This window comes from Leifsonia sp. Y862, from assembly GCF_057669585.1.
This window is the reverse complement of record NZ_JBYHFR010000001.1, coordinates 1,571,406-1,590,340: the sequence shown is the minus strand read 5'-3', so window position 1 is coordinate 1,590,340 and position 18,935 is coordinate 1,571,406. Positions and strand designations below refer to the sequence as shown.

At 64.8% G+C, this 18,935-nt stretch carries 19 protein-coding genes; 8 read left to right on the top strand and 11 right to left on the bottom strand.

Annotated elements, in window-relative coordinates:
• Positions 1-4 precede the first annotated feature (4 nt).
• Positions 5-526: a hypothetical protein gene (locus AC25Z0_RS07465; RefSeq protein ID WP_488132752.1), complete on the top strand. Its 522-nt coding sequence runs from the start codon at positions 5-7 to the stop codon at positions 524-526.
• Between the two features lie 64 nt (positions 527-590).
• Here AC25Z0_RS07465 and AC25Z0_RS07460 read toward each other — a convergent pair whose 3' ends face one another.
• The 10 genes from AC25Z0_RS07460 to AC25Z0_RS07415 all read right to left on the bottom strand — a co-directional run bounded on the left by AC25Z0_RS07460 (position 591) and on the right by AC25Z0_RS07415 (position 9,666).
• Positions 591-1,235 carry a hypothetical protein gene (locus tag AC25Z0_RS07460; RefSeq protein WP_488132751.1) on the bottom strand — a complete coding sequence of 215 codons (645 nt, stop codon included), beginning with the start codon at positions 1,233-1,235 and terminating at the stop codon, positions 591-593.
• Between the two features lie 226 nt (positions 1,236-1,461).
• The gene (locus tag AC25Z0_RS07455; RefSeq protein WP_488121407.1) at positions 1,462-2,748 is read right to left on the bottom strand and encodes an ABC transporter substrate-binding protein; all 1,287 of its coding nucleotides are present in this window, start codon (positions 2,746-2,748) and stop codon (positions 1,462-1,464) included.
• A gap of 3 nt (positions 2,749-2,751) precedes the next feature.
• A complete protein-coding gene (locus AC25Z0_RS07450) occupies positions 2,752-3,915 on the bottom strand; it encodes a branched-chain amino acid ABC transporter permease (RefSeq protein ID WP_488132750.1) in 1,164 nt (387 codons plus the stop codon).
• Positions 3,912-4,790, bottom strand: coding sequence for a branched-chain amino acid ABC transporter permease (locus tag AC25Z0_RS07445; RefSeq protein ID WP_488121409.1), 879 nt, complete (start codon positions 4,788-4,790; stop codon positions 3,912-3,914). The genes AC25Z0_RS07450 and AC25Z0_RS07445 overlap by 4 nt, the downstream gene beginning before the upstream one ends.
• On the bottom strand, positions 4,790-5,506 hold the full coding sequence (locus AC25Z0_RS07440) for an ABC transporter ATP-binding protein (RefSeq protein ID WP_488132749.1): 717 nt from the start codon (positions 5,504-5,506) through the stop codon (positions 4,790-4,792). The genes AC25Z0_RS07445 and AC25Z0_RS07440 overlap by 1 nt, the downstream gene beginning before the upstream one ends.
• Complete coding sequence (locus AC25Z0_RS07435) at positions 5,503-6,366, bottom strand: ABC transporter ATP-binding protein (RefSeq protein WP_488132748.1); 864 nt, start codon at positions 6,364-6,366, stop codon at positions 5,503-5,505. The genes AC25Z0_RS07440 and AC25Z0_RS07435 overlap by 4 nt, the downstream gene beginning before the upstream one ends.
• Positions 6,367-6,475: 109 nt before the next feature.
• Positions 6,476-7,210: a glucose 1-dehydrogenase gene (locus AC25Z0_RS07430; protein ID WP_488132747.1), complete on the bottom strand. Its 735-nt coding sequence runs from the start codon at positions 7,208-7,210 to the stop codon at positions 6,476-6,478.
• 86 nt (positions 7,211-7,296) lie between these two features.
• Complete coding sequence (locus tag AC25Z0_RS07425) at positions 7,297-8,337, bottom strand: NADPH:quinone oxidoreductase family protein (protein WP_488132746.1); 1,041 nt, start codon at positions 8,335-8,337, stop codon at positions 7,297-7,299.
• Positions 8,330-8,914 (bottom strand): TetR/AcrR family transcriptional regulator, encoded by a 585-nt coding sequence (locus tag AC25Z0_RS07420; RefSeq protein ID WP_488132745.1) that lies wholly within the window; start codon positions 8,912-8,914, stop codon positions 8,330-8,332. The genes AC25Z0_RS07425 and AC25Z0_RS07420 overlap by 8 nt, the downstream gene beginning before the upstream one ends.
• Positions 8,915-8,925: 11 nt before the next feature.
• Positions 8,926-9,666: an SDR family oxidoreductase gene (locus AC25Z0_RS07415; RefSeq protein WP_488132744.1), complete on the bottom strand. Its 741-nt coding sequence runs from the start codon at positions 9,664-9,666 to the stop codon at positions 8,926-8,928.
• A gap of 178 nt (positions 9,667-9,844) precedes the next feature.
• Between AC25Z0_RS07415 and arfB the strand changes: the two genes are divergently transcribed.
• From arfB to AC25Z0_RS07400, 3 genes are all read left to right on the top strand, one after another.
• Entirely contained in the window at positions 9,845-10,267 is a 423-nt protein-coding gene (gene arfB, locus AC25Z0_RS07410) for an alternative ribosome rescue aminoacyl-tRNA hydrolase ArfB (RefSeq protein WP_488132743.1), read from the top strand.
• 232 nt (positions 10,268-10,499) lie between these two features.
• The gene (locus tag AC25Z0_RS07405) at positions 10,500-11,441 is read left to right on the top strand and encodes a pseudouridine synthase (protein WP_488132742.1); all 942 of its coding nucleotides are present in this window, start codon (positions 10,500-10,502) and stop codon (positions 11,439-11,441) included.
• Positions 11,442-11,525: 84 nt separating this feature from the next.
• Positions 11,526-12,044 (top strand): MarR family winged helix-turn-helix transcriptional regulator, encoded by a 519-nt coding sequence (locus AC25Z0_RS07400; RefSeq protein ID WP_488121419.1) that lies wholly within the window; start codon positions 11,526-11,528, stop codon positions 12,042-12,044.
• An 11-nt stretch (positions 12,045-12,055) separates the two neighbouring features.
• Here the strand turns inward: AC25Z0_RS07400 and AC25Z0_RS07395 are convergent, their stop codons facing one another.
• Entirely contained in the window at positions 12,056-13,054 is a 999-nt protein-coding gene (locus AC25Z0_RS07395) for a LacI family DNA-binding transcriptional regulator (RefSeq protein WP_488121420.1), read from the bottom strand.
• A gap of 229 nt (positions 13,055-13,283) precedes the next feature.
• Between AC25Z0_RS07395 and AC25Z0_RS07390 the strand changes: the two genes are divergently transcribed.
• The 4 genes from AC25Z0_RS07390 to AC25Z0_RS07375 are packed head-to-tail and all read left to right on the top strand — an operon-like array spanning position 13,284 to position 18,881.
• Positions 13,284-14,588 carry an ABC transporter substrate-binding protein gene (locus AC25Z0_RS07390; RefSeq protein ID WP_488133122.1) on the top strand — a complete coding sequence of 435 codons (1,305 nt, stop codon included), beginning with the start codon at positions 13,284-13,286 and terminating at the stop codon, positions 14,586-14,588.
• 10 nt (positions 14,589-14,598) lie between these two features.
• A complete protein-coding gene (locus AC25Z0_RS07385) occupies positions 14,599-15,612 on the top strand; it encodes a carbohydrate ABC transporter permease (RefSeq protein ID WP_488132741.1) in 1,014 nt (337 codons plus the stop codon).
• Positions 15,609-16,478 (top strand): carbohydrate ABC transporter permease, encoded by an 870-nt coding sequence (locus AC25Z0_RS07380; RefSeq protein ID WP_488121422.1) that lies wholly within the window; start codon positions 15,609-15,611, stop codon positions 16,476-16,478. Before AC25Z0_RS07385 ends, AC25Z0_RS07380 begins: the two co-directional genes overlap by 4 nt.
• Before the next feature lie 57 nt (positions 16,479-16,535).
• The gene (locus AC25Z0_RS07375; RefSeq protein WP_488132740.1) at positions 16,536-18,881 is read left to right on the top strand and encodes a beta-xylosidase/alpha-l-arabinosidase; all 2,346 of its coding nucleotides are present in this window, start codon (positions 16,536-16,538) and stop codon (positions 18,879-18,881) included.
• Positions 18,882-18,935: the final 54 nt, after the last annotated feature.

Below are 18,935 nucleotides of genomic sequence, written 5' to 3'. Positions count from 1 at the left end.
CGGCATGGGGCGGATACGGGCATTTCGATGGATTGGCGCAGTCGGAATTCCGGTCGCTTTGTTGTTGGGCGGATGCGCGTTTTCGCCCAATCCTGTTTCGTCGCCATCGACGCCCGCCTCAAGCTCTCCAATTACATCCGCAACCGCCGAAACACCTGAGCTGAGCGAGTTCGAGCAGCAACTGCCTCTCAGCGGGGAGTTCGTCTCGCAGGCAGCAGAAACCACCGGCACCGTCGATATCCAGCGCAGGGAGGACGGTTCGGTTTGGATCGTACTCGAGAACTTCCGGACCGGAGACGCGACGGATCTTCGTCTGTACCTGAAGCAGGACGCACTGGTTCAGGATGCAGATGGCCACTGGGGCTCCTCCGAGGACGGTTACGAGATTGCCTCGATTGATCCAGGAGCATCGACCCAAGAGATTGAGGTCCCCGGCGCGTGGGACATGCCCGCAATATACACACTTACGGTCAGGGACTATCTCCCGCCCGATTACCCGGCACTTGGCTCTGCCGCACTCGACTGAAACCGACCCGCCGGAAGCGGCGCCGATCTGATGCCGCGTGGAGTCATGCGGGGCCCGAAGACAGTCAGATGAAGGTGCTCAACGCGCGCCGGTAGCTGTCACTGTCCTCACGCGTTGCAGCAGTCATGAGAAGGGCGTTCTCGCTGACTCTGCGCGTGAACTCATCCGAACAAGGGATGGTCACGATCTTGGTCAGGCCTGCATGCCACGCGGAGATCAGTGCTGGTAGATCGCGTCGCTCCGGTTGGTCTTCGAGTCGCGTGGGCAGCACTGCCAACTGAGCATCCATTCCAACTTGTGACCAGGTGCTGTACGAGTCGTGGTCGAACGCGCTGTCTCCGAACTCGTCACGCCAGCTGGGTCCGACAATTCGGTGGAGAAGATCGGCGCGTTCGGTCAAACCGATTGCGGTGTCTTGAATCTCGTCGAACAGTGCGGGATCAATGTCCGGCCCAGCGTGTGCCACTGCAGCATGCCAGATGCGGGGCCAGGCGCCCTCCCACTCGTCGCGAGTATCGGTGCTTATCGCAGCATTCTGGACGGTTGCGGGCGTGTCCGACAGGAATGGCGGGAGGTCTTCGCCTTGAAGCTGCAACGCATACGCTTCCCGGATCCAGAGCAACTCCAGGAGTGCGTTAGGTCGATCCTCGACGGTGATCATCATGTCGTGAGGCCACGGGTTTCCCGGTATTGGTGCGCTGGATCTCATCGTCCCCACTCTCGGTTCCGTCCATCTTGGCCGTCCCGCGTGATCGAATCAACGATCCGCAGAGGCTGACCTACCCCCCGCAGGCACACGTGTCTCGTAATCTGCACGTCTCGAAACCCCTGGGATCTGCGACAAGACGAGGAGGTCCGGCGCGATCCGTGAACACGACAACGCGGATGCCGCGCACCCATAGGGGCCCGCGGCATCCGCTTTGTGTATGCCTGGCTTAGACCTTCGGCACGCCCTTGTTGGTGAGGGGCACAGCCTCGGCGTCGTGCGCGGAGACATTGCCCGTGCCATCACTGACGTAGGTGGCACCCACGAAGTCCTGCACGCCGGCCTCGACGGAGGTGATGCCGACGCCCATGAAGGCGGCGTGACTGTCTGCGCCGAATGACAAGGGCAGAATGCCGTTGCCATTCAGGTCGCCGGAGCTGACCGCCTCGAGCAGGCTCTCCCTGGTGGGGTTCTCGCCGGCTGCGGCCAGTGCCTCGGCGAAGAGATAGCCGACGCTCATGCCGTACACGGTGTTGCCGTCGAACGTGGCGCCGTTGTTGTAGTCGGTGTTGATCTCTTCGAACAGGGCGCGCCAGTCGTCACTCTGGCCGAACGGCAGGTAGTTGGTGCTGACGAATCCCTGCAGCAGCTTGGGGGCGAGGTCTTCGCCGAGGAAGCTGACGAGGGTCGGGTAGTCGCCTCCCGACGAGGACGAGAACCACTGCGCGGCGTAGCCGAGCTTGGCCGCTGTACCGATAGCGAGTGCCGTGAAGCCATTGACGGTCGCGAGCATGTTGATCTCGCATCCGGCCGCCTTCATAGCGCTGATCTGCGCCACAACGTCCTGGTTGGACACCGAGTAGCTCTGCACACTCGCGAGCCCGTCGGCCCCGAGCACATTTTCGAGCCCAGTCGTGAACTCGGTGCCGAAGTCGTCGTCCTGGCCGAGCACACACACGCTCTTGCCGGGGAACTCGTCTGTGGCGTACTGCGCGAGCGCCTCGCCCTCCGTGACGTAGTCGACGTTGAAGGCAAAGGTGTACGGGTATTTCTCCGGCTGGTTCCAGCTCGTCGACCCGGAGGCCACGAACAGGTCTGGCACCTTCTTCTGGTTGAGGTAGTCGAGCACAGACGTGTGGGTCGGAGTGCCGAGCCCGTTGAGGATGGCGAACACGCCGTCTTGTTCGACGAGCTCACGCACCACGGTCTGCGTGTTCGCGGGGTTGTAACCGTCGTCCTTGACGATGTAGTCGATGGTGCGGCCGTTGACGCCGCCCTGCTCGTTGAGGTAGGCGAAGTAGGCCGCGGTCGCCGCAGAGATCGAGGCGTAGCCGGCCGCAGCTGGCCCAGTGAGCGGATGGTGGGTGCCGATGGTGATGGTGTCGTCGCTGACACCGGGGGCATCGACGGCTTCGGCCGCCGGCACCGGCGTGCTGCAGGCGGAGAGTGCGATGAGCATGGCGGATGCCGCGGCGACCGCGATCGCGCGGCGGGGTGGTGCGCTGTTGTGTGACATGGGTCACCTCTCTGATTCGGTGGGGATGGGTTCGGTGCTGACGGGTTCGGTGTGGATGGATTCAGTGCGGACAGGTTCGGTGTGGATGGATGCTGTGGAGATGGATTGCGGTGCAGGGTGCGAGACAAGGACATCGGGGGTGCTGGCGCGGCGACGGATCCGGAGCGCACCGCGGATGCCGCCTGGCCAGACGGCGGTCACGACGATCAGCAGCGCACCGAACACCAGCACAGCGAGGTTGCCGGAGAGCCGCTGCTCAAGTTCGCTTGGCAGTGCCAGCGCAGAGGTCGCGCTCTGCACCAGCCAGGGCAGCGCCACGATGAGGAGCGAGCCGATGGCCGCGCCGAGGATGCTGCCGAGGCCGCCGACGACCACGGCGACCACGAGCAGCAGCGAGAAGGCCAGGGTGTACGCCCCTGGGCTCACCGACTGGGTGACGAAGCAGAGCACGGCGCCGCCGGCTCCGGCACCGAGTGCGCTCACCAGGAAGGCATGCACTTTCACTCGACCGGCCGGAATACCGCCGAGGCGTGCGGCCACCTCGTCATCGCGCACGGCGCGCATGCGGAGGCCGGCGCTGCCGTTCCGCACGATCGTCAGGAGTGTGACGGTGATACCGGCGACGAGGATGGCGACCCAAGCCTGCCACTGCTCAACGGCGATGAGCGTGGAGAGTGCCTCCGGAACGCCGTCGTACGCGATCTGCAGGCCCTGGTCGCCGCGGAAGATTCCCACAAAGACGCTCGTGAACGCGGGCAACGCGATGACGAGCGCGAGGGTGACACCGGCCAGGTACGGTCCATGTAGGCGTGCCGCGGCAAGCCCAAGCAACAGGCCAACCACCCCGGCTGCCCCGACTCCGGCGACGAGGCCGAGGACGAAGCGGGGGAGACCGTCGATGCCGGCATCCGTCAATGCGTTCGCCGTGAGTGCGTAGCCATAGCCGCCGGCTGCCATGAGGGCGGCATGGCCGAGCGACAGCTGGCCGGTGAGCCCGACGAGCAATGTCAGCCCTGCTGTGGCGCAGAGGTACGCGGCCACGAGGGCCAGCTGGTAGTTGCGGTATGGGTCGAGCAGAAAGGTGCAGCCGATGGCGAGCACAGTGAGCGCGACAGCTCCGACGAGGAGGCGCGGAGTGCCGGTGAGGGAGGGGAGCATCCGCTTCATGCGACTCTTACCTTTCGTGCAGAGAAGATGCCACCGGGGCGAACGAGCAACACGCCGACCAGAAGCACAAGCACCGCGATGGGTGCGACGGTCGCGCCGAGATAACCCGTCACGAGCGTGATCAGGATGCCAACGGCGAGGCCGCCGATGAGCGCTCCCACCGGCGAATCGAGGCCGCCAACCACGGCGACGGTGAACGCGTAGACGAACAGCATGTCGGTGGAGTGCGGGTTCAGGCCGAGCTCGGTCGGCACGAGCAGCAGGGCCGCCAGTGCGCCGACGGCCGAGGAGAGCATCCAGCCGATCGTCAGCATGCGCGACACCCGCACGCCGAGCAGCCGCGAGACCTCTGGGGCGAAAGCGGATGCCCGTAGTTGCAAGCCGAGCGACGTGCGCGTGAACAGCAGCGCGAGCAGCGACATCACCGCGACAGCGACGATGAGCACGAACAGGTCATACGGCGAGAGCACCGGCACGCCGCCGATCACGATGGGACTTTCGTCGAATGGCGCCTCCATGGGGCGATACTGCGGGCCGAACAGGATGCCGAGCGCCGATTGCAACACCATGACGAGGCCGATGGCGATGATGACGCCAGCGAGCGGTTGCCCGGCAGGGGCGAACCGCATGACGCCGCGTTCAATGGCGAAACCGACGAGGAGGCCGGAGAGGATGGCAGCGGCAAGGCCCGCGAAATATGAGCCGGTCATGCCGGTGACGGCGAAGGCGATGTAGGTCGTGACCAGGGCCATCGCGCCCTGCGCAAAGTTGACGATGCGCGCTGCACGCCAGATGAGCACGAGCGACAGGGCGAACAGCGCGAAGATCGCACCGCGGGCGAGGCCGGTGGCGAGCAGGAAGACGAGTTGATCCATCAGAACCCCAGGTACGCGTGGCGGAGGGCGTCGTCGGAGGTGAGCTCGGCCGCCGGCCGGTCGGCGACGAGCATGCCGAGCCCGAGTACGACCCCGTGATCGGCAATGGAGAGGGCGCTCACCACGTTTTGCTCGGCCAGCAGCACGGTGAGCCCTGTCGTGTCGCGCAAACTGCGCAGCACCGTCATGATCTGGGCGACCACCCGTGGGGCGAGCCCCAGTGACGGTTCGTCGAGCACGAGCAGCTGTGGCCTGGCGATGATTGCCCGGCCGAGCGCGAGCATCTGGCGTTCTCCGCCGGAGAGCTGATGGCCTGAGCTGGTGCGGCGCTGGGCGAGCGGTTCGAACATCGTGTAGATCTCGTCGACGGCCGCGGTCAGCTCCCTGGCGGAGTAGCGCCACAGCGCACCGAGGCGCAGGTTCTCGTCGACCGTGAGTTCGGCCACGACGCTGCGCCCCTCTGGGACCTGGGCAAGTCCGCGCCGCACGCGGTCCTCGACGCTTACCTGTCTGAGTTCGGCGCCTGCGAAGCGGATGCCGCCAGACGTGGGGGAGACGAGACCAGAGATACTGCGCAGCAGGGTGGTTTTGCCAGCGCCGTTCGCCCCTAGCAGGGCGACGATGCTCCCGCTCGGCACGCTGAAGCTCACCTCCCGCAGCACGGGGGATCCGCCGTAGCCGGCGCAGAGCGACTCGATCTCCAGCAGCGCGGTCACGAGGCGGCCTCCACACCCAGGTAGGCCTCTTCGACGTGCGGATCAGCCTGCACTTCGGCCGGCGTTCCGCAGGCGATGATGCGGCCGAAGTCGAGAACTGCGACCCGGTCGGCCAGGTTCATGACGAAGTCCATGTGATGTTCGACGAGCAAAACAGAGCATCCCGTCGCGGCGACGTCGCGCACGATCGCTGAGAGGTCGGCGATGTCACCGGCGCCAAGCCCGCCTGCCGGTTCATCGAGCAGCAGGAGGTGTGGCCGCGTCACGAGGGCGCGAGCCAGTGCCACGCGCTTGCGCTCTGGATACGGCAGCGAGGCGACGGGGCGGTGCAGGTCGGCCACGAGGCCCAGCTCGCCGAGCATTGCGGTGGCGCGTGTCACGGAGTCGGCAGGGGCGCGTCGGGTGACGGGGCTGCTGTGGGCGGCGTTCGTTGCGTGGGTGGCTCTGCGGTCGCCCCTGACGAAACGGGCTGGTGCGACGAGCGGTACGAGCACGTTCTCGAGAACGCTCATTCCCTCGAATAGTCCGAGTCCCTGGAGCGTGCGGGCCACACCGTGACGGATGAGGCTGGTCGGCGAGGCTGGCGCTGGCCGCCCGTCGAGGCGGATGGCGCCGGCGGTCGGGCGGACGAGGCCACAGACCGCATTGAAGACGGTGGTCTTGCCTGCGCCGTTCGGCCCGATGAGGGCGACAGTTTCGCCCACCCCGACGCTGAACGACACGGCATCGAGGGCGGTGAGGCCGCCGAACCGCACCGTGAGACCCATAATCTGCAGGCGTGGAGCGGCGTCGGGCGAAACGGTCTCGCGGGAGTCTGCGTCGCGAGGGTCGCTCAGCTGGACTGGTTGTTGCGTGGACATCGGCACCTCTTCGTGTCGGGGTTAGCTCACTCTACAACAGATACCGACTAGCCGGTATGGAAACTTTTGCGACCGGTCGGCAGCACTCATCCGCTGTCTGGAGAGTCCGCTAGCGGTGGGCGATGGCGGTGGTCATGCCGCCGTCGACAACGAACTCAGCGCCCGTCGTGTATGCGGAGGCATCGCTCGCCAAAAACACGACGGTGCCGGCGACATCCTCAGGCAGGGCAGGTCGACCGAGCGGAATGGAGAGCGCCTCCGGGTCGATGCGCGTCGTCATATCGGTGAGGATGAGACCCGGATGCACCGAGTTCACCCGAATGCCGGCCGGCCCGAGCTCGACGGCGAGTGACTTGGTGAGCCCTCGCACCCCGAACTTCGACGCGGTATAGCCATGCAGGCTCGGGCTGCCGCGCAACCCTTCCACCGATGAGACATTGATGATCGAGCCAGCCGATTGCCTTTTCATGGTGGGCACGACAGCCCGGCAGCCCAGGAACGTTCCCGTGAGGTTGACCGCGATTACGGCATCCCATTTTGCTGTCGTGTAGTGCTCGATCGGGGCGGCGTTGGCGATACCGGCGTTGTTGACGAGCACATCGAGAGACCCAAATGCCGCGATCGTGCGATCGACGATGCGCGTCCAATCCTCCTCGTTCGTGACATCGAGTCGTTCGAAGATCACGTCGTCACCGAGCTCGGCGGCCAGAGCTGCACCCTCATCCACGAGCACATCGGCGACGACTATGCGGGCACCGGCGGCGTGCAGTGCGCGCACGTAGGCTGCGCCGAGCCCGCGGGCCCCGCCGGTTACGACGGCGACCCGACCTTCGAGATTCGTCACGGTAGCTCCTTGTAGAGGTGTCGGTGTGGATTGGTCGAAAGTGTTCGGTCGAAAGATGTCAGTCGAAAGTGTTCGGTCGAAAATGGTCAGTCGAAACGGATGACGAGACGCCCCACTGTCTGACCGCCGGCCAGTTCCTGGATCGCAGCAGGCGCGTCGTCGAAGCTGACGATGCCACCGACGAGTGGTGTGATCGCACCCGTGTCGGCGAGTCGAACCAGCGCATCGTGCGCCTCGCGTACGAGCTCGGGACGGCGCTGTTGGTAGAGCGCCCAGTGCAACCCCAGCACGCCATAGTTTTTGACGAGTGCATGGTTCGCCTTGACCGCTGGAATCGCGCCACCGGCGAATCCGACCACCACGATGCGTCCCTCAAAGGCGATGCACTTGGTTGATCGCTCGAAGCTCTCACCGCCGACCGGGTCGAATACTACGTCGGCACCACGGCCGCCTGTCGCCTCGTTGACTCTGGCGACAAAGTCCTCTTCGCCGCGAACGACAACGATCTCAGCGCCGGCCGCCCGCGCGGATTCAGCTTTGGCGGCGCTACCCACCACGCCGATCACGCGTGCCCCAGCCGCCACCCCGAGCTGCACGGCCGCGCTGCCGACGCCGCCGGCTGCTGCGTGCACGAGCAGGGTTTCGCCAGGCTGTAGCGCTGCCCGTCGATGCAATCCGAACCACGCCGTCTGGTAGGCGATCGTGAGCCCTGCGGCCTGCACGTCGTCGAGGTTCGCGGGCGCGCGATGCACAGCGGCTGCAGGCAGCGCAGCGTACTCCGCGAGCACCCCGATGGCTGAGCCGACTACACGGTCGCCGATCGCGAGCCCGGTGTTGTCGTCATCATCCGTTCCCTGGCCCAGGGCGACGATCTCGCCGCAGAGCTCAATGCCGGGGCTGAAGGGAATCTCAGGACGCACCTGGTATTCGCCGCGCGCAAGCAGCACGTCGGGAAAATTCACGGCCACGGCGCGCGTGCGCACGAGCACTTCGCCTGCCGCAGGCGCCGGCACCGACACCTCATGCAACTCAAGGACCTCTGCAGGCTCGCCGTGGCGCACAACTCGCCACGCCCGCATCCGCTCTGGGATGACCGGCACGGGGACAAGCCACTCAGGGCTAAGCATGAGTCGCCGCAATGCTCACGAGGAAGAGATCGCTGAGCTGCTGCGCCACGAGAGTTTTGCTCTCTGGGCCCTCCGGCGAATACCACTGCGACAGGTAGTGCACGTCGCTGAAGAAATGGGCGATAAGCACAGGGCGCGGAATGTCGGTGCGGTAGACGCCCTCGGCCTGCCCCTGTTCGACGAGCGTGCTGAACACGTCGTTGTACGCGCGGCGGCGGCGAGTGACCTCGTGCTGCCTGGGCTGCGAGAGCATGTTCATGCTGCGGAAGAAGACGGTTCCTTCCGGCAAGAAGTCGATCGAGGTCTCGATGACGTCGATGCAGGCGGCGCGCAGCACCTCGTCGATGGGCCCGCCGCGGGCGATGATCTCGTCGAGGTTGGCCTGCTGCAGCGTGAGAATACGCTCGTAGATTGCGAACAAAAGGTCGTCTTTGGACTGGAAGTAGTGGTACATCGCGCCCTTGGTGACGCCGGCGGTCTCGACCACCTGCTGCACGCTGGTGTTTGCGTAGCCGTGAGCCGCGAACAGCTCAACGGCGGCCTTGGTGATGTCGTCTACGACACTGGTTTCTCTCATGCGTCTTTCCTTTATCCAATAGGGCGGATGCTGCCGCCACCGTCGATCACGAGGCACTGGCCGGTGATCCAGCCCGCGTCCTCCGAGAGCAAGAACGCCACGGGACCCGCGACGTCGTCTGGCACGCCGAGGCGTCCGAGCGGGTACTCGGCAGCGACGGCGGCCTCCTTGCCCTCGTAGAGCGCGCGGGCGAAGTCTGTCTTGATAACGGCCGGAGCGACCGCGTTGACCCGAATTGTTGGGGCAAGTTCGTAGGCGAGCTGGGTGGTCAGGTTGATGAGCGCCGCTTTCGAGACGCCATAGAAGGCGATTCCCGGACTCGCGGACAGGGCTGAGATCGAAGCGAGGTTGACAACCGAACGGCTGAGGCCGACGGCCACCGCGTCCCTGGTCCACTCGAGGGCTGCAACCACGTTGACCTCGAGAATCTTGCGCACAATGGATGCGTCGATCTCAAGCACCGGGCCGAACGCCGGATTGATGCCGGCGTTGTTGACGAGGTGGTCGAGGCGATTGTGACGCGCGATGATGTGGGCGAAGACCGCGGCACGGTGCGCCGCGTCATCGGCTTTTCCGGCCACCGCGCTGGCGTGCTCGCTGCCGAGCTCGGCAATGGCGGCGTCCAGGGAGTCTTGATTTCGCCCCGTGATGACAACGTGTGCCCCTTCGGCGACGAGGCGGCGGGCGATGGCGAGGCCGATGCCGCGGCTGCCGCCCGTGATCAGGGCGACCCTGCCCTCAAATCTCTGCATTGACTCCCCTTCGAGTTCGCTGCACTCTCGCAGACCGACCAGCCGGTATGTTCCTTCGACAGTACACCACGGGCTTTCGTTTTGCCGACATCATCGAAGATCGGAGTCCGAAGTCGCGCGGCACGCAGTCCGACGTTCTGTGGTGTCGGTCAAGTCCAGTCCATGCCACGCTTGATGCATGGATCTGGAGGTGTCGCCCGCGCTCACCATTCCTGCGTCCGAACTCGACTGGCGGTTCTCCCGTTCCTCAGGGCCAGGCGGACAGCACGTCAACACGTCTGACAGCCGCGTCGAACTCTCCTGGAACGTCGCCGACTCTGCCACGCTCTCTGCAGGCCAGCGGATGCTGCTGCTCGCCCGCCTCGCACACCGTCTCAACGCCGGGGTGGTCACCATCACCGCGTCGGAGCGGCGCTCGCAGCTGCGCAATCGCGAGATCGCGCTGGCCAAGCTTGCTGACCTGGTCAGCGCTGGTCTCGCGCCGGATGCGCCTAAGCGCCGTCCGACCAAACCCACCAAGGGATCACAGCGACGGCGACTCGCGGCAAAGGGCCAGCGCTCGGAGACGAAACAGCAGCGGAAGCGACCGTCGGCCGACTAGCGCCGACCGCTTCCCGCGAGAGTCGCCGTCCGCCGTCCGCCGTTCGCCCCTTCGCCACCGAGAGTCGCCGTTTGTGCCGAGAATCGCCGTTGGAACGGCGATTCTCGGCACAACGGGCGATTCTCGGCGATCGCAACTGTCCAGGCGCCGTCTAGCGTCGGGTGCGTCGTCGCCGTGCCGCCAGCAGTTCAGGGCTGCGCCGCCCTGCTGCTGAGTCACGTACGATCGTGTGATGCCCCCACGCTCTCCGCTGCCGCAACGAAATGGGCTGGATGCCGCGTGGCTGCGTACTCCAGACCGTGACAGCGCAGAGCCCCTGCCGTGGCCACACATTGGCGGCTGGTTGCACGAGCGCTTGTCGGAACACATCGACGTGCCGGCCTTCCTCACGCAGGAACGCATCGTCTACGAGTCGGGTGAACCGGTTGGCTGGCACGACGCCTATCAGCCGCACACCTTCGTCTGGTTTCATCGCGATTTGTCGGTGGAGAAGGTTGTGCCCGGGCGCATCCACGTGGTCCATCGAGATGACCGGATCGTCGTCATCGACAAGCCCCCGTTCCTCTCGACCATTCCGCGAGGCAAGCACGTGCAGCAAAGTGTTGTGGTGCGTCTCCGCGCTGAGCTGGGCCTGCCAGAACTCTCGCCGCTCCACCGACTCGACCGCGTGACATCCGGTCTTCTTGTGCTGGCGACGGAACGGCGTTGGCGGGGGGAGTACCAGACGATGTTCCAGCGCGGCGAGATGAGCAAAACGTATCGCGCGCTGGCACCGAACCGGCCAGAGCTGGAGCAGCCGGTCACCGTTCGCAACCACCTCATCAAGCACCGCGGTCAGCTGCAGGCCGAGGTTGACCCCGATGCTCCGGCCAATTCAGAATCGCTGATCGAGCGCGAGCTCGTCATAGGCGACTCGGCCATTTATCGGCTGACGCCCCGAACCGGCCGCACCCACCAGCTTCGGATGCACATGCTGGGTCTTGGCGCGCCTATCACCGGCGATCCGTTGTACCCCATCATTCGCGGGGTGGCCGTTGACGATTTCTCCACCCCGCTGCAGCTGCTGGCGAGCGAACTGACATTCACCGATCCCATCGATGGCGGGGAGCGACGTTTCACCAGCGTGCGCCAACTTCCTCTGAAGGCCGAGAGCGAGCCGAGAGCTGATAGCTGACAGCTGAGCCGCCGTTCAGCGCAAAACCCGGATATCTCACGGGTAAAGCTTCTCTTAAACACCGCGCGAACTATGCTTAATTGCGTGACCATCGATGGGCGCCAGAGCAGCGACTTCATCAGTCGCCTGCGGGCGAGCTGGGAGCGCACGCTGCCCGATCTCGATACGACGCCGATGGAATTCGTGGGGCGCATTGACCGGATCAGCGCCCAGTCTTCCCAGCAGCTGGCTCGAGTGTTGGCGCCGAGCGGGGTGTCACGGTCGGAATTCGACGTATTGTGCGCTCTGGCCCGAAGTGAACATGCGCTGCGCGCCAGCGAAGTCACCGCGCAGACCATGCTGAGCGGTGCGGCGACGACCAAGCTGACAGCACGGCTGGAAAGCGCCGGGTTGATCGTTCGACAACGAACCGAGCGTGACGGCCGTGTCGTGATGCTGGAGCTGACAGAGCGGGGCCGGCAGCTCGTGGAAGTGGAGATCCTGCGTTGCTTTGAGCAGAGTCGTCGACTATTGGCTGGTCTCGACGACGACGAACAGGCGACCCTGGCCGCACTCCTGCGCAAGATTTCGGACAACGCGGAACGCGAACAGATCGTCAGTTAAGAGTGTCACGATCATCGCGGTGGTGCCGTCGTTGAACGGCGAACCAACCCGGTGGGGAGCCGGACATGGTTCTGCGCCAGCGACTCTCCGTTCAGGAGGGTGACGAGCATGCTCGCGGCGGTGGCGCCGAGCTTCTTCATGGGCTGACGAATCGTCGTAAGCGCCGGGTGCATCTGCGATGCCTCTGGAATGTCATCGAACCCGATGACCGACAGGTCGCCTGGCACCTCAAGTCCGAGTTCGGCAGCAACCTGGATGATGGCGATCGCTGAGAGGTCATTCGCGGCGAACACCGCGGTAGGGCGGTCGGCCATCGACAGCAGTGAAGCGGCTGGCGCCTTGGCCGACTCGCGCTCGTAGCGTCCGACCCTGGTGAGTGCAGGGTTGAACGGAATGTGGGCATCGGCAAGTGCCTGGCGATAACCGGCCTCGCGGAGTCCCGCCGAACGCAGGTCTGGGCGACCCGCGAGGAAGCCGATTCGCCGATGCCCTAGCTCGATGAGGTATCTCGTGGCTTGCAGCGCCCCACCGAAGCTGTCGGATTCCACGGTGGGCAGATCAGCCCGCCCAGTATGGGGATCAATGGCGACAACCGGAATCTCAGACGATGCTGTGTCAACCGTCGGCGTCACCATGATCGCGCCGTCGATCAGCGTGCCACTCAGTCGACTGAGCGACCGCCGCTCCCAGCCATTGGTCTCGTTCTGGCGGGAGCCGCTATAGGCGAGCAGGTCGTAGCGGGAATCCTGCAGGGCGGCGCCGACGCCCTTCAGGATCTCAGCGCTGAATGGCTCAAAATCGGCCACCAGGATGCCGATGACTCCCGTTCTCCTGGCGCGCATGCTGCTGGCGACGAGGCTCGACTCGTAACCCAGCTCCTGCACGACATCGAGCACCCGCTGGGCTGTCGCACTTGAGATTCCGTAGCGACCGTTGACGGCCTTCGACACCGTCGCGACTGAGACGCCGGCAGCGGCGGCAACGTCATGGATGGTGGGGCGGGGCGTCATGGCCTCAGCATAGGGGCATGGAAACTGTTTTCGAAAACGTTTGACACAACTTTTTTCGACTGTGACACTGATGCCTAATTCGAGTCTGGGAGCATGGCTTCACGGAGCGTCTCCTCGGCCTGAAACAGCAGCACCGCCCTTCGGGGCACACTCCCCTCGGGGCACAGCCCCACACCCACCTCGGCACCCGATGGTGTTCCTCAATGAAGAGAAAAGGTTGAACCACATGATGTTGAACCGCACGAAGGCGAAGAAGATCTTCGCAGGTTCCACGGTCCTGGTCCTTGGCACGCTGGGGCTCTCTGCCTGCAGCGCTGACGGCTCAGGAGACTCGTCCTCCGGCGGCGACGTGACAATGAGCCTCTGGCACAACTCCAGCACCGGCCCCGGCCAGGACTTCTGGGAAAAGACTGTCGCGGACTTCGAATCCGACAATCCCGGAGTGACGATCAAGATCCAGCCCATCCAGAACGAAGACCTCGACGGCAAGCTCCAGACGGCTCTCAACTCCGGCGACGCGCCCGATATCTTCCTGCAGCGCGGTGGCGGCAAGATGGCCGCCATGGTCAAGGCCGGCCAGCTGATGGACATCACCGATGGCTTGTCAGACCAGGTCAAGGAGGAGATCCCCGAGGGGTCGTTCATCGCCAACAGCCTCGACGACAAGGTCTATGCGATGCCGGTCTCCGTGCTCCCTGGCGGACTCTTCTACAGCCAGGATCTGTTCACCGCAGCGGGAATCACCGAGACGCCCACAACAATCGATGACCTCGATGTGGCCGTGGAGAAGCTCAAGGGCACTGGCGTTGCGCCGATCGCTCTGGGTGCCAAGGATGCATGGCCCGCCGCGCATTGGTACTACTTCTTCGCCCTCCGCGAGTGCAGCCCAGACGTACTGGCCGAGGCGGCAGACACGATGACGTTCACCGACGACTGCTGGATCAGGGCCGGCGAAGACCTGCAGAAGTTCGCGGACACCGAACCGTTCAACCAGGGCTTCCTGACCACCGCAGCCCAGCAGGGTGCCGGCAGCTCGGCCGGTCTCGTAGCCAACCACCAGGCCGCCATGGAGCTGATGGGCGCATGGAACCCTGGCGTGATCGCGTCCTTGACGCCAGACGCCCAGCCGCTGGCTGACCTCGCCTGGTTCCCGTTCCCCGAGATTGACGGCGGCGATGGTGAGCCCGGCTCGATCCTCGGCGGTGTCGATGGCTACTCCTGCTCGGTGGATGCACCGAAAGAGTGCGTCGACTTCCTCAACTACATCGGCAGCGCCGACGTGCAGGAGGCGTACTACGCAGCCTTCAATGCGCCACCCGTGAACACCGTGGCTCAGAAAGCCGTCACGGAGCCGTACCTGAAGCAGATCATCGAGGCATACAACAAGGCCCCGTTCGTCTCGCAGTGGCTCGACACGGTCTACGGGCAGAACGTCGGAAACGCGCTGAACGTCGGAGTTGTCGACCTGCTGGCCGGCAAGGGCAGCCCTGAGCAGCTCATCCAGGCGGTCAACGACGCGGCCAAGAAGGCCTAGGCGTCGCGATATGTCACTTCGCGAGAATACATCGACGCGACCAGTGGTGGATCTCGCGAAAGGCGGGGATGTGGGCACCGTGCCCGCGTCCCCGCCCGTGCGGCGTCGCGGACGAATCACGTGGGGAGCCAAAGCCGAGATTGCCGTCTTGGTCGGACCGGCACTCGTGGTCTTCCTCGCCTTCGTCATCTTCCCTGTCGTCATGGCCGCCTACTACGGGTTCTTCAGCTGGCAGGGCTACGGACCGCCGACAGACTTCATCGGGTTCAAGAACTACGTCACGATCTTCCAGGACCCGACGTTCCAGGAAGCTCTCACCCACAACGGGATCATCGTTGTGCTGTCGCTGGTGCTTCAGGGGCCGGTCGCCATCCTCCTTGCCCTGCTTCTGAACCGGAAGCTGCGCGGGCAGTCCATCATCCGCGTGCTCATCTTCGTGCCATACGTCATCTCAGAGGTTGTCGTCGGCACCGGCTGGAGCCTGATGCTGCAGACCAACGGCGCGGTCAACGGATTTCTGGAGAAGATCGGCCTTGGCAGTTTTCAACAGGACTGGTTGTCGAATCCCGACATCGCGATCTGGACGTTGATGCTGATCCTCACCTGGAAGTACGTCGGCTTCGCGGTGATTCTCTTCCTCGCCGGCCTGCAGGGAATTCCGGAGGAGCTCCCCGAAGCGGCCGCGATCGATGGGGCGAGCTTCTGGCAGGTGCAGCGGCACATCACGCTGCCGTTGCTGGCGCCCACGCTTCGCATCTGGGCGTTCCTCTCGATCATCGGGGCGCTGCAGCTGTTCGACCTCGTCTACATCATTTGGGGCCAGTACATTGCCTCGACCGCTGGCACATCCACCATGGCGACCTATCTCGTCGCCAACGGTCGGAATGCTGGCAACTACGGCTATGGAAACGCCGTCGCCGTTGTGCTCTTCCTGATCTCGCTCGTCGTTGCCCTGATCTATCAGCGTTTCGTGCTGCGCAGAGACACCGAAGGCGCCATCACCGGAAAAGGAAAAAGCACATGACCGCCCTACAGACCGTGCCGGCCAGCACGATGCTGCCACTCAAGGCGCCACGCCGTTGGGGCACTCCCGTCACCTACGTCGTCGCCGTCGTTGTCGTCGGGTTGATGCTGGCCCCTGTGCTGTTCATCATCATCGGCGGATTCCGCACGAACTCTGAGATCACCGTCGACCCGTCAGGGTTGCCATCGGTGTGGCACATTGGCAACTATCTCGACGTACTCACCGGCGGGCTCTTTTGGCGCTTGGTCGGGAACTCACTCATCACCGGACTCGCCACGACATTCGGCGTCGTGTTGCTCGGCCTGATGGCCAGTTATGTGCTCGCCAGGTACTCATTCAAGGGGCGCGGCGTGATCTATGCGATGTTCGCCGCCGGGCTGATGTTTCCCATGACCGTCGCCATCACCCCGCTGTATCTGGTTATCAAGAACCTGGGGCTCATGAACTCGCTGGGCGGCGTCATCCTGCCGCAAATCGCGTTCGCGCTGCCCACGACGATCATCATCCTGGTGCCTTTCCTGCGCGCCATCCCCGACGAGATCCAGGAAGCGGCATTCATTGACGGATGCAGCAGACTCGGCTTCTTCTGGCGCATGATCGTGCCGCTCGCCATGCCTGGCGTCATCACGGTGGGAATCCTGGCGTTTATCGCCAGCTGGAACAGCTACCTGCTCCCGCTCTTCATCCTGAACAACGATGCGGTGTTCACGCTGCCCCTCGGCGTGCAGTCCTTCGCCTCGCAGTACTCGGTGGATACCGCGAAAGTGCTGGCGTTCACCTCCCTGTCCATGATTCCTGCGCTGGTGTTCTTCGCGCTGTTTGAACGCCGCATCGTCGGCGGCCTGACCGGAGCGGTCAAGGGCTGATCTGCCCGCCGCGAATCCGTCAGCTCCTGATTTTTTTCGAAGTAGAGAGAGAACGTTGTGACCAACCCAGAATTGCCCCCGGTCTCCGACCGCGTCCGTGACCTGCATGCCCGGATGACCCTGGAGGAGAAGCTCGCCCAACTCGTCGGGTACTGGGTCGACCAGGGTGGTGAGGTCGTCGCACCCCTGTCGGGGGAGATGGCGTCATCCACCCGGTATGACGAAGCCACCGTCGATGGCCTGGGCCACCTCACCAGGGTCTACGGCACTCGCCCGGTCGACCCGGTGGAGCGGGCGGGATGGCTGTGGGCGGAGCAGCGCCGTCTCACGGAGACGACTCGCCTCGGCATCCCGGCCATCGTGCACGAGGAATGCCTCACCGGGCTTGCCGCGTGGAAGGCGGCCACCTTCCCGACGCCGTTGGCGTGGGGCGCTGCGTTCAACCCAGACCTCGTCCAGGAGATGGGGCAGTTGATCGGGCAGTCCATGAAGGAACTCGGCATCCATCAGGGACTCGCGCCCGTGCTCGATGTCATTCGCGATCCGCGCTGGGGTCGGGTGGATGAGTGCATCGCCGAAGACCCCTATGTCGTCGGCACGATCGGCACCGCCTATGTCACCGGGCTCCAGGCAGCCGGTGTCCACGCGACCCTGAAGCATTTCGTGGGCTATTCGGCCTCCCAGGCCGGCCGTAACCACGCGCCGGTGCATGCCGGCAGACGGGAGATCAACGATGTCTTCCTGCCGCCGTTCGAGATGGCGGTGATCGACGGCGGCGTTCGATCGGTGATGAATTCATACTCCGAAATTGATGGGGCACCGGTCGGCGCGACTCCGGAATACCTCACTGAGATTCTCCGCGAGGGGTGGGGGTTCGACGGCGTCGTCGTCTCCGACTACTTCTCCGTTGTGTTCCTGCACCTGATGCACGCCGTCGCCCGTGACAGGGGCGAAGCGGCGGAGCTGGCTATTCGCGCCGGGATCGACGTCGAACTCCCAACGGGGGACGCCTTCGTCACGCCCCTTCTCGAGCGGATACGGGCCGGAGTGACTGCTGAGTCGCTCATCGATCCCGCTGTGCTGCGCGTGCTGGCACAGAAGGAGGATCTCGGACTCCTCGATGAAACGTTCGCCACACCGCCGACCTCGATTGACCTGGACTCCCCAGAACACCGCAGGGTGGCGCGCCACCTGGCGGAAGAATCCCTGATTCTGCTCACCAATGACGGGCTGCTGCCGTTGCGGGATGCCGATGGGCGGGCTCCTGGCCGGGTTGCGGTGATCGGTCCGAATGCAGATTCAACCGAAGCGCTGATGGGCTGCTACTCGTTCGTGAACCACGTGCTGGCCCACCACCCCGGTGTGCCGGCAGAGCTCGACATGCCTACGGTGCTTGACGCCATCCGCGATGAACTCCCGGGTGCCGACGTGGTGTTCGCCGCGGGTTGCGACGTGGAAGGGGATGACGCCTCCGCCATCGCCGCTGCCGTCGAAGCGGCTCGCGGCGCCGAGGTCGCCGTTGTCGTTGTCGGCGACCGTGCCGGACTCTTCGGCCGAGGCACCATGGGCGAGGGCAACGACGTGGAGAGCCTGGAGCTTCCCGGCATCCAGCGCGCACTGGTGGAAGCCGTCGTGGCCAGCGGCACGCCTGTTGTCATGGTGGTCATGTCTGGCCGTCCGTACGCCATTGGCTGGGCCGTCGACGGACCGAACCCGCCGGCCGCGGTGCTGCAGGCCTTCTTTCCCGGCGAAGAGGGTGGTGGCGCGATCGCATCGATTCTCGCTGGCACCGTCTCGCCCAGCGGGCACCTGCCCGTGACGCTACCGAGGTCCGCAGGGGCGCAGCCGTACACGTACCTGCACCCGATCCTCGGCGGACCGTCCGACGTGACGAGCGTCGACAACACGCCGGTACTGCCGTTCGGGCACGGCCTGACCTACACGACATTCGAGAGAACGAATCTGGATGCCGACACCGAGGTCACCGCTGGCGACACGTTCTCGGCGAGCGTGCGCATCCGCAACACCGGTGAGCGTGCAGGGACCGACCTCGTGCAGCTCTATGCGCGTGACGTGCACGCCAGCGTGACGCGACCCGTTGCCCAGCTTCTCGGCTACCACCGAGTCGACCTGGCGCCGGGGGAGGAGGCTGTCGTGCGTTTCCAGGTTCCGACGGCGCGACTGGCGTTCACCGGGCTGCGTTTCGACCGCATCGTCGAGCCGGGCATTGTCGAGCTGTGGGTTGGCCCGTCGTGCGCAGAGAAGGAGACGGAAACGGACATCAGCATCACGGGCGACGTGCATCGCGTGACAGGTGCCGACGAACGCTATGTGCTGAGCGATGTTATTGAGCGGGTCACCGCGCCGGACTTCGCGGGCGAGGTGGCCACAGCGCGCGCATAGGCCCATGCTGGTCGGCAGGTTTCCGGGCCGTTTGGGTGAACGCTGTCGTGGCTG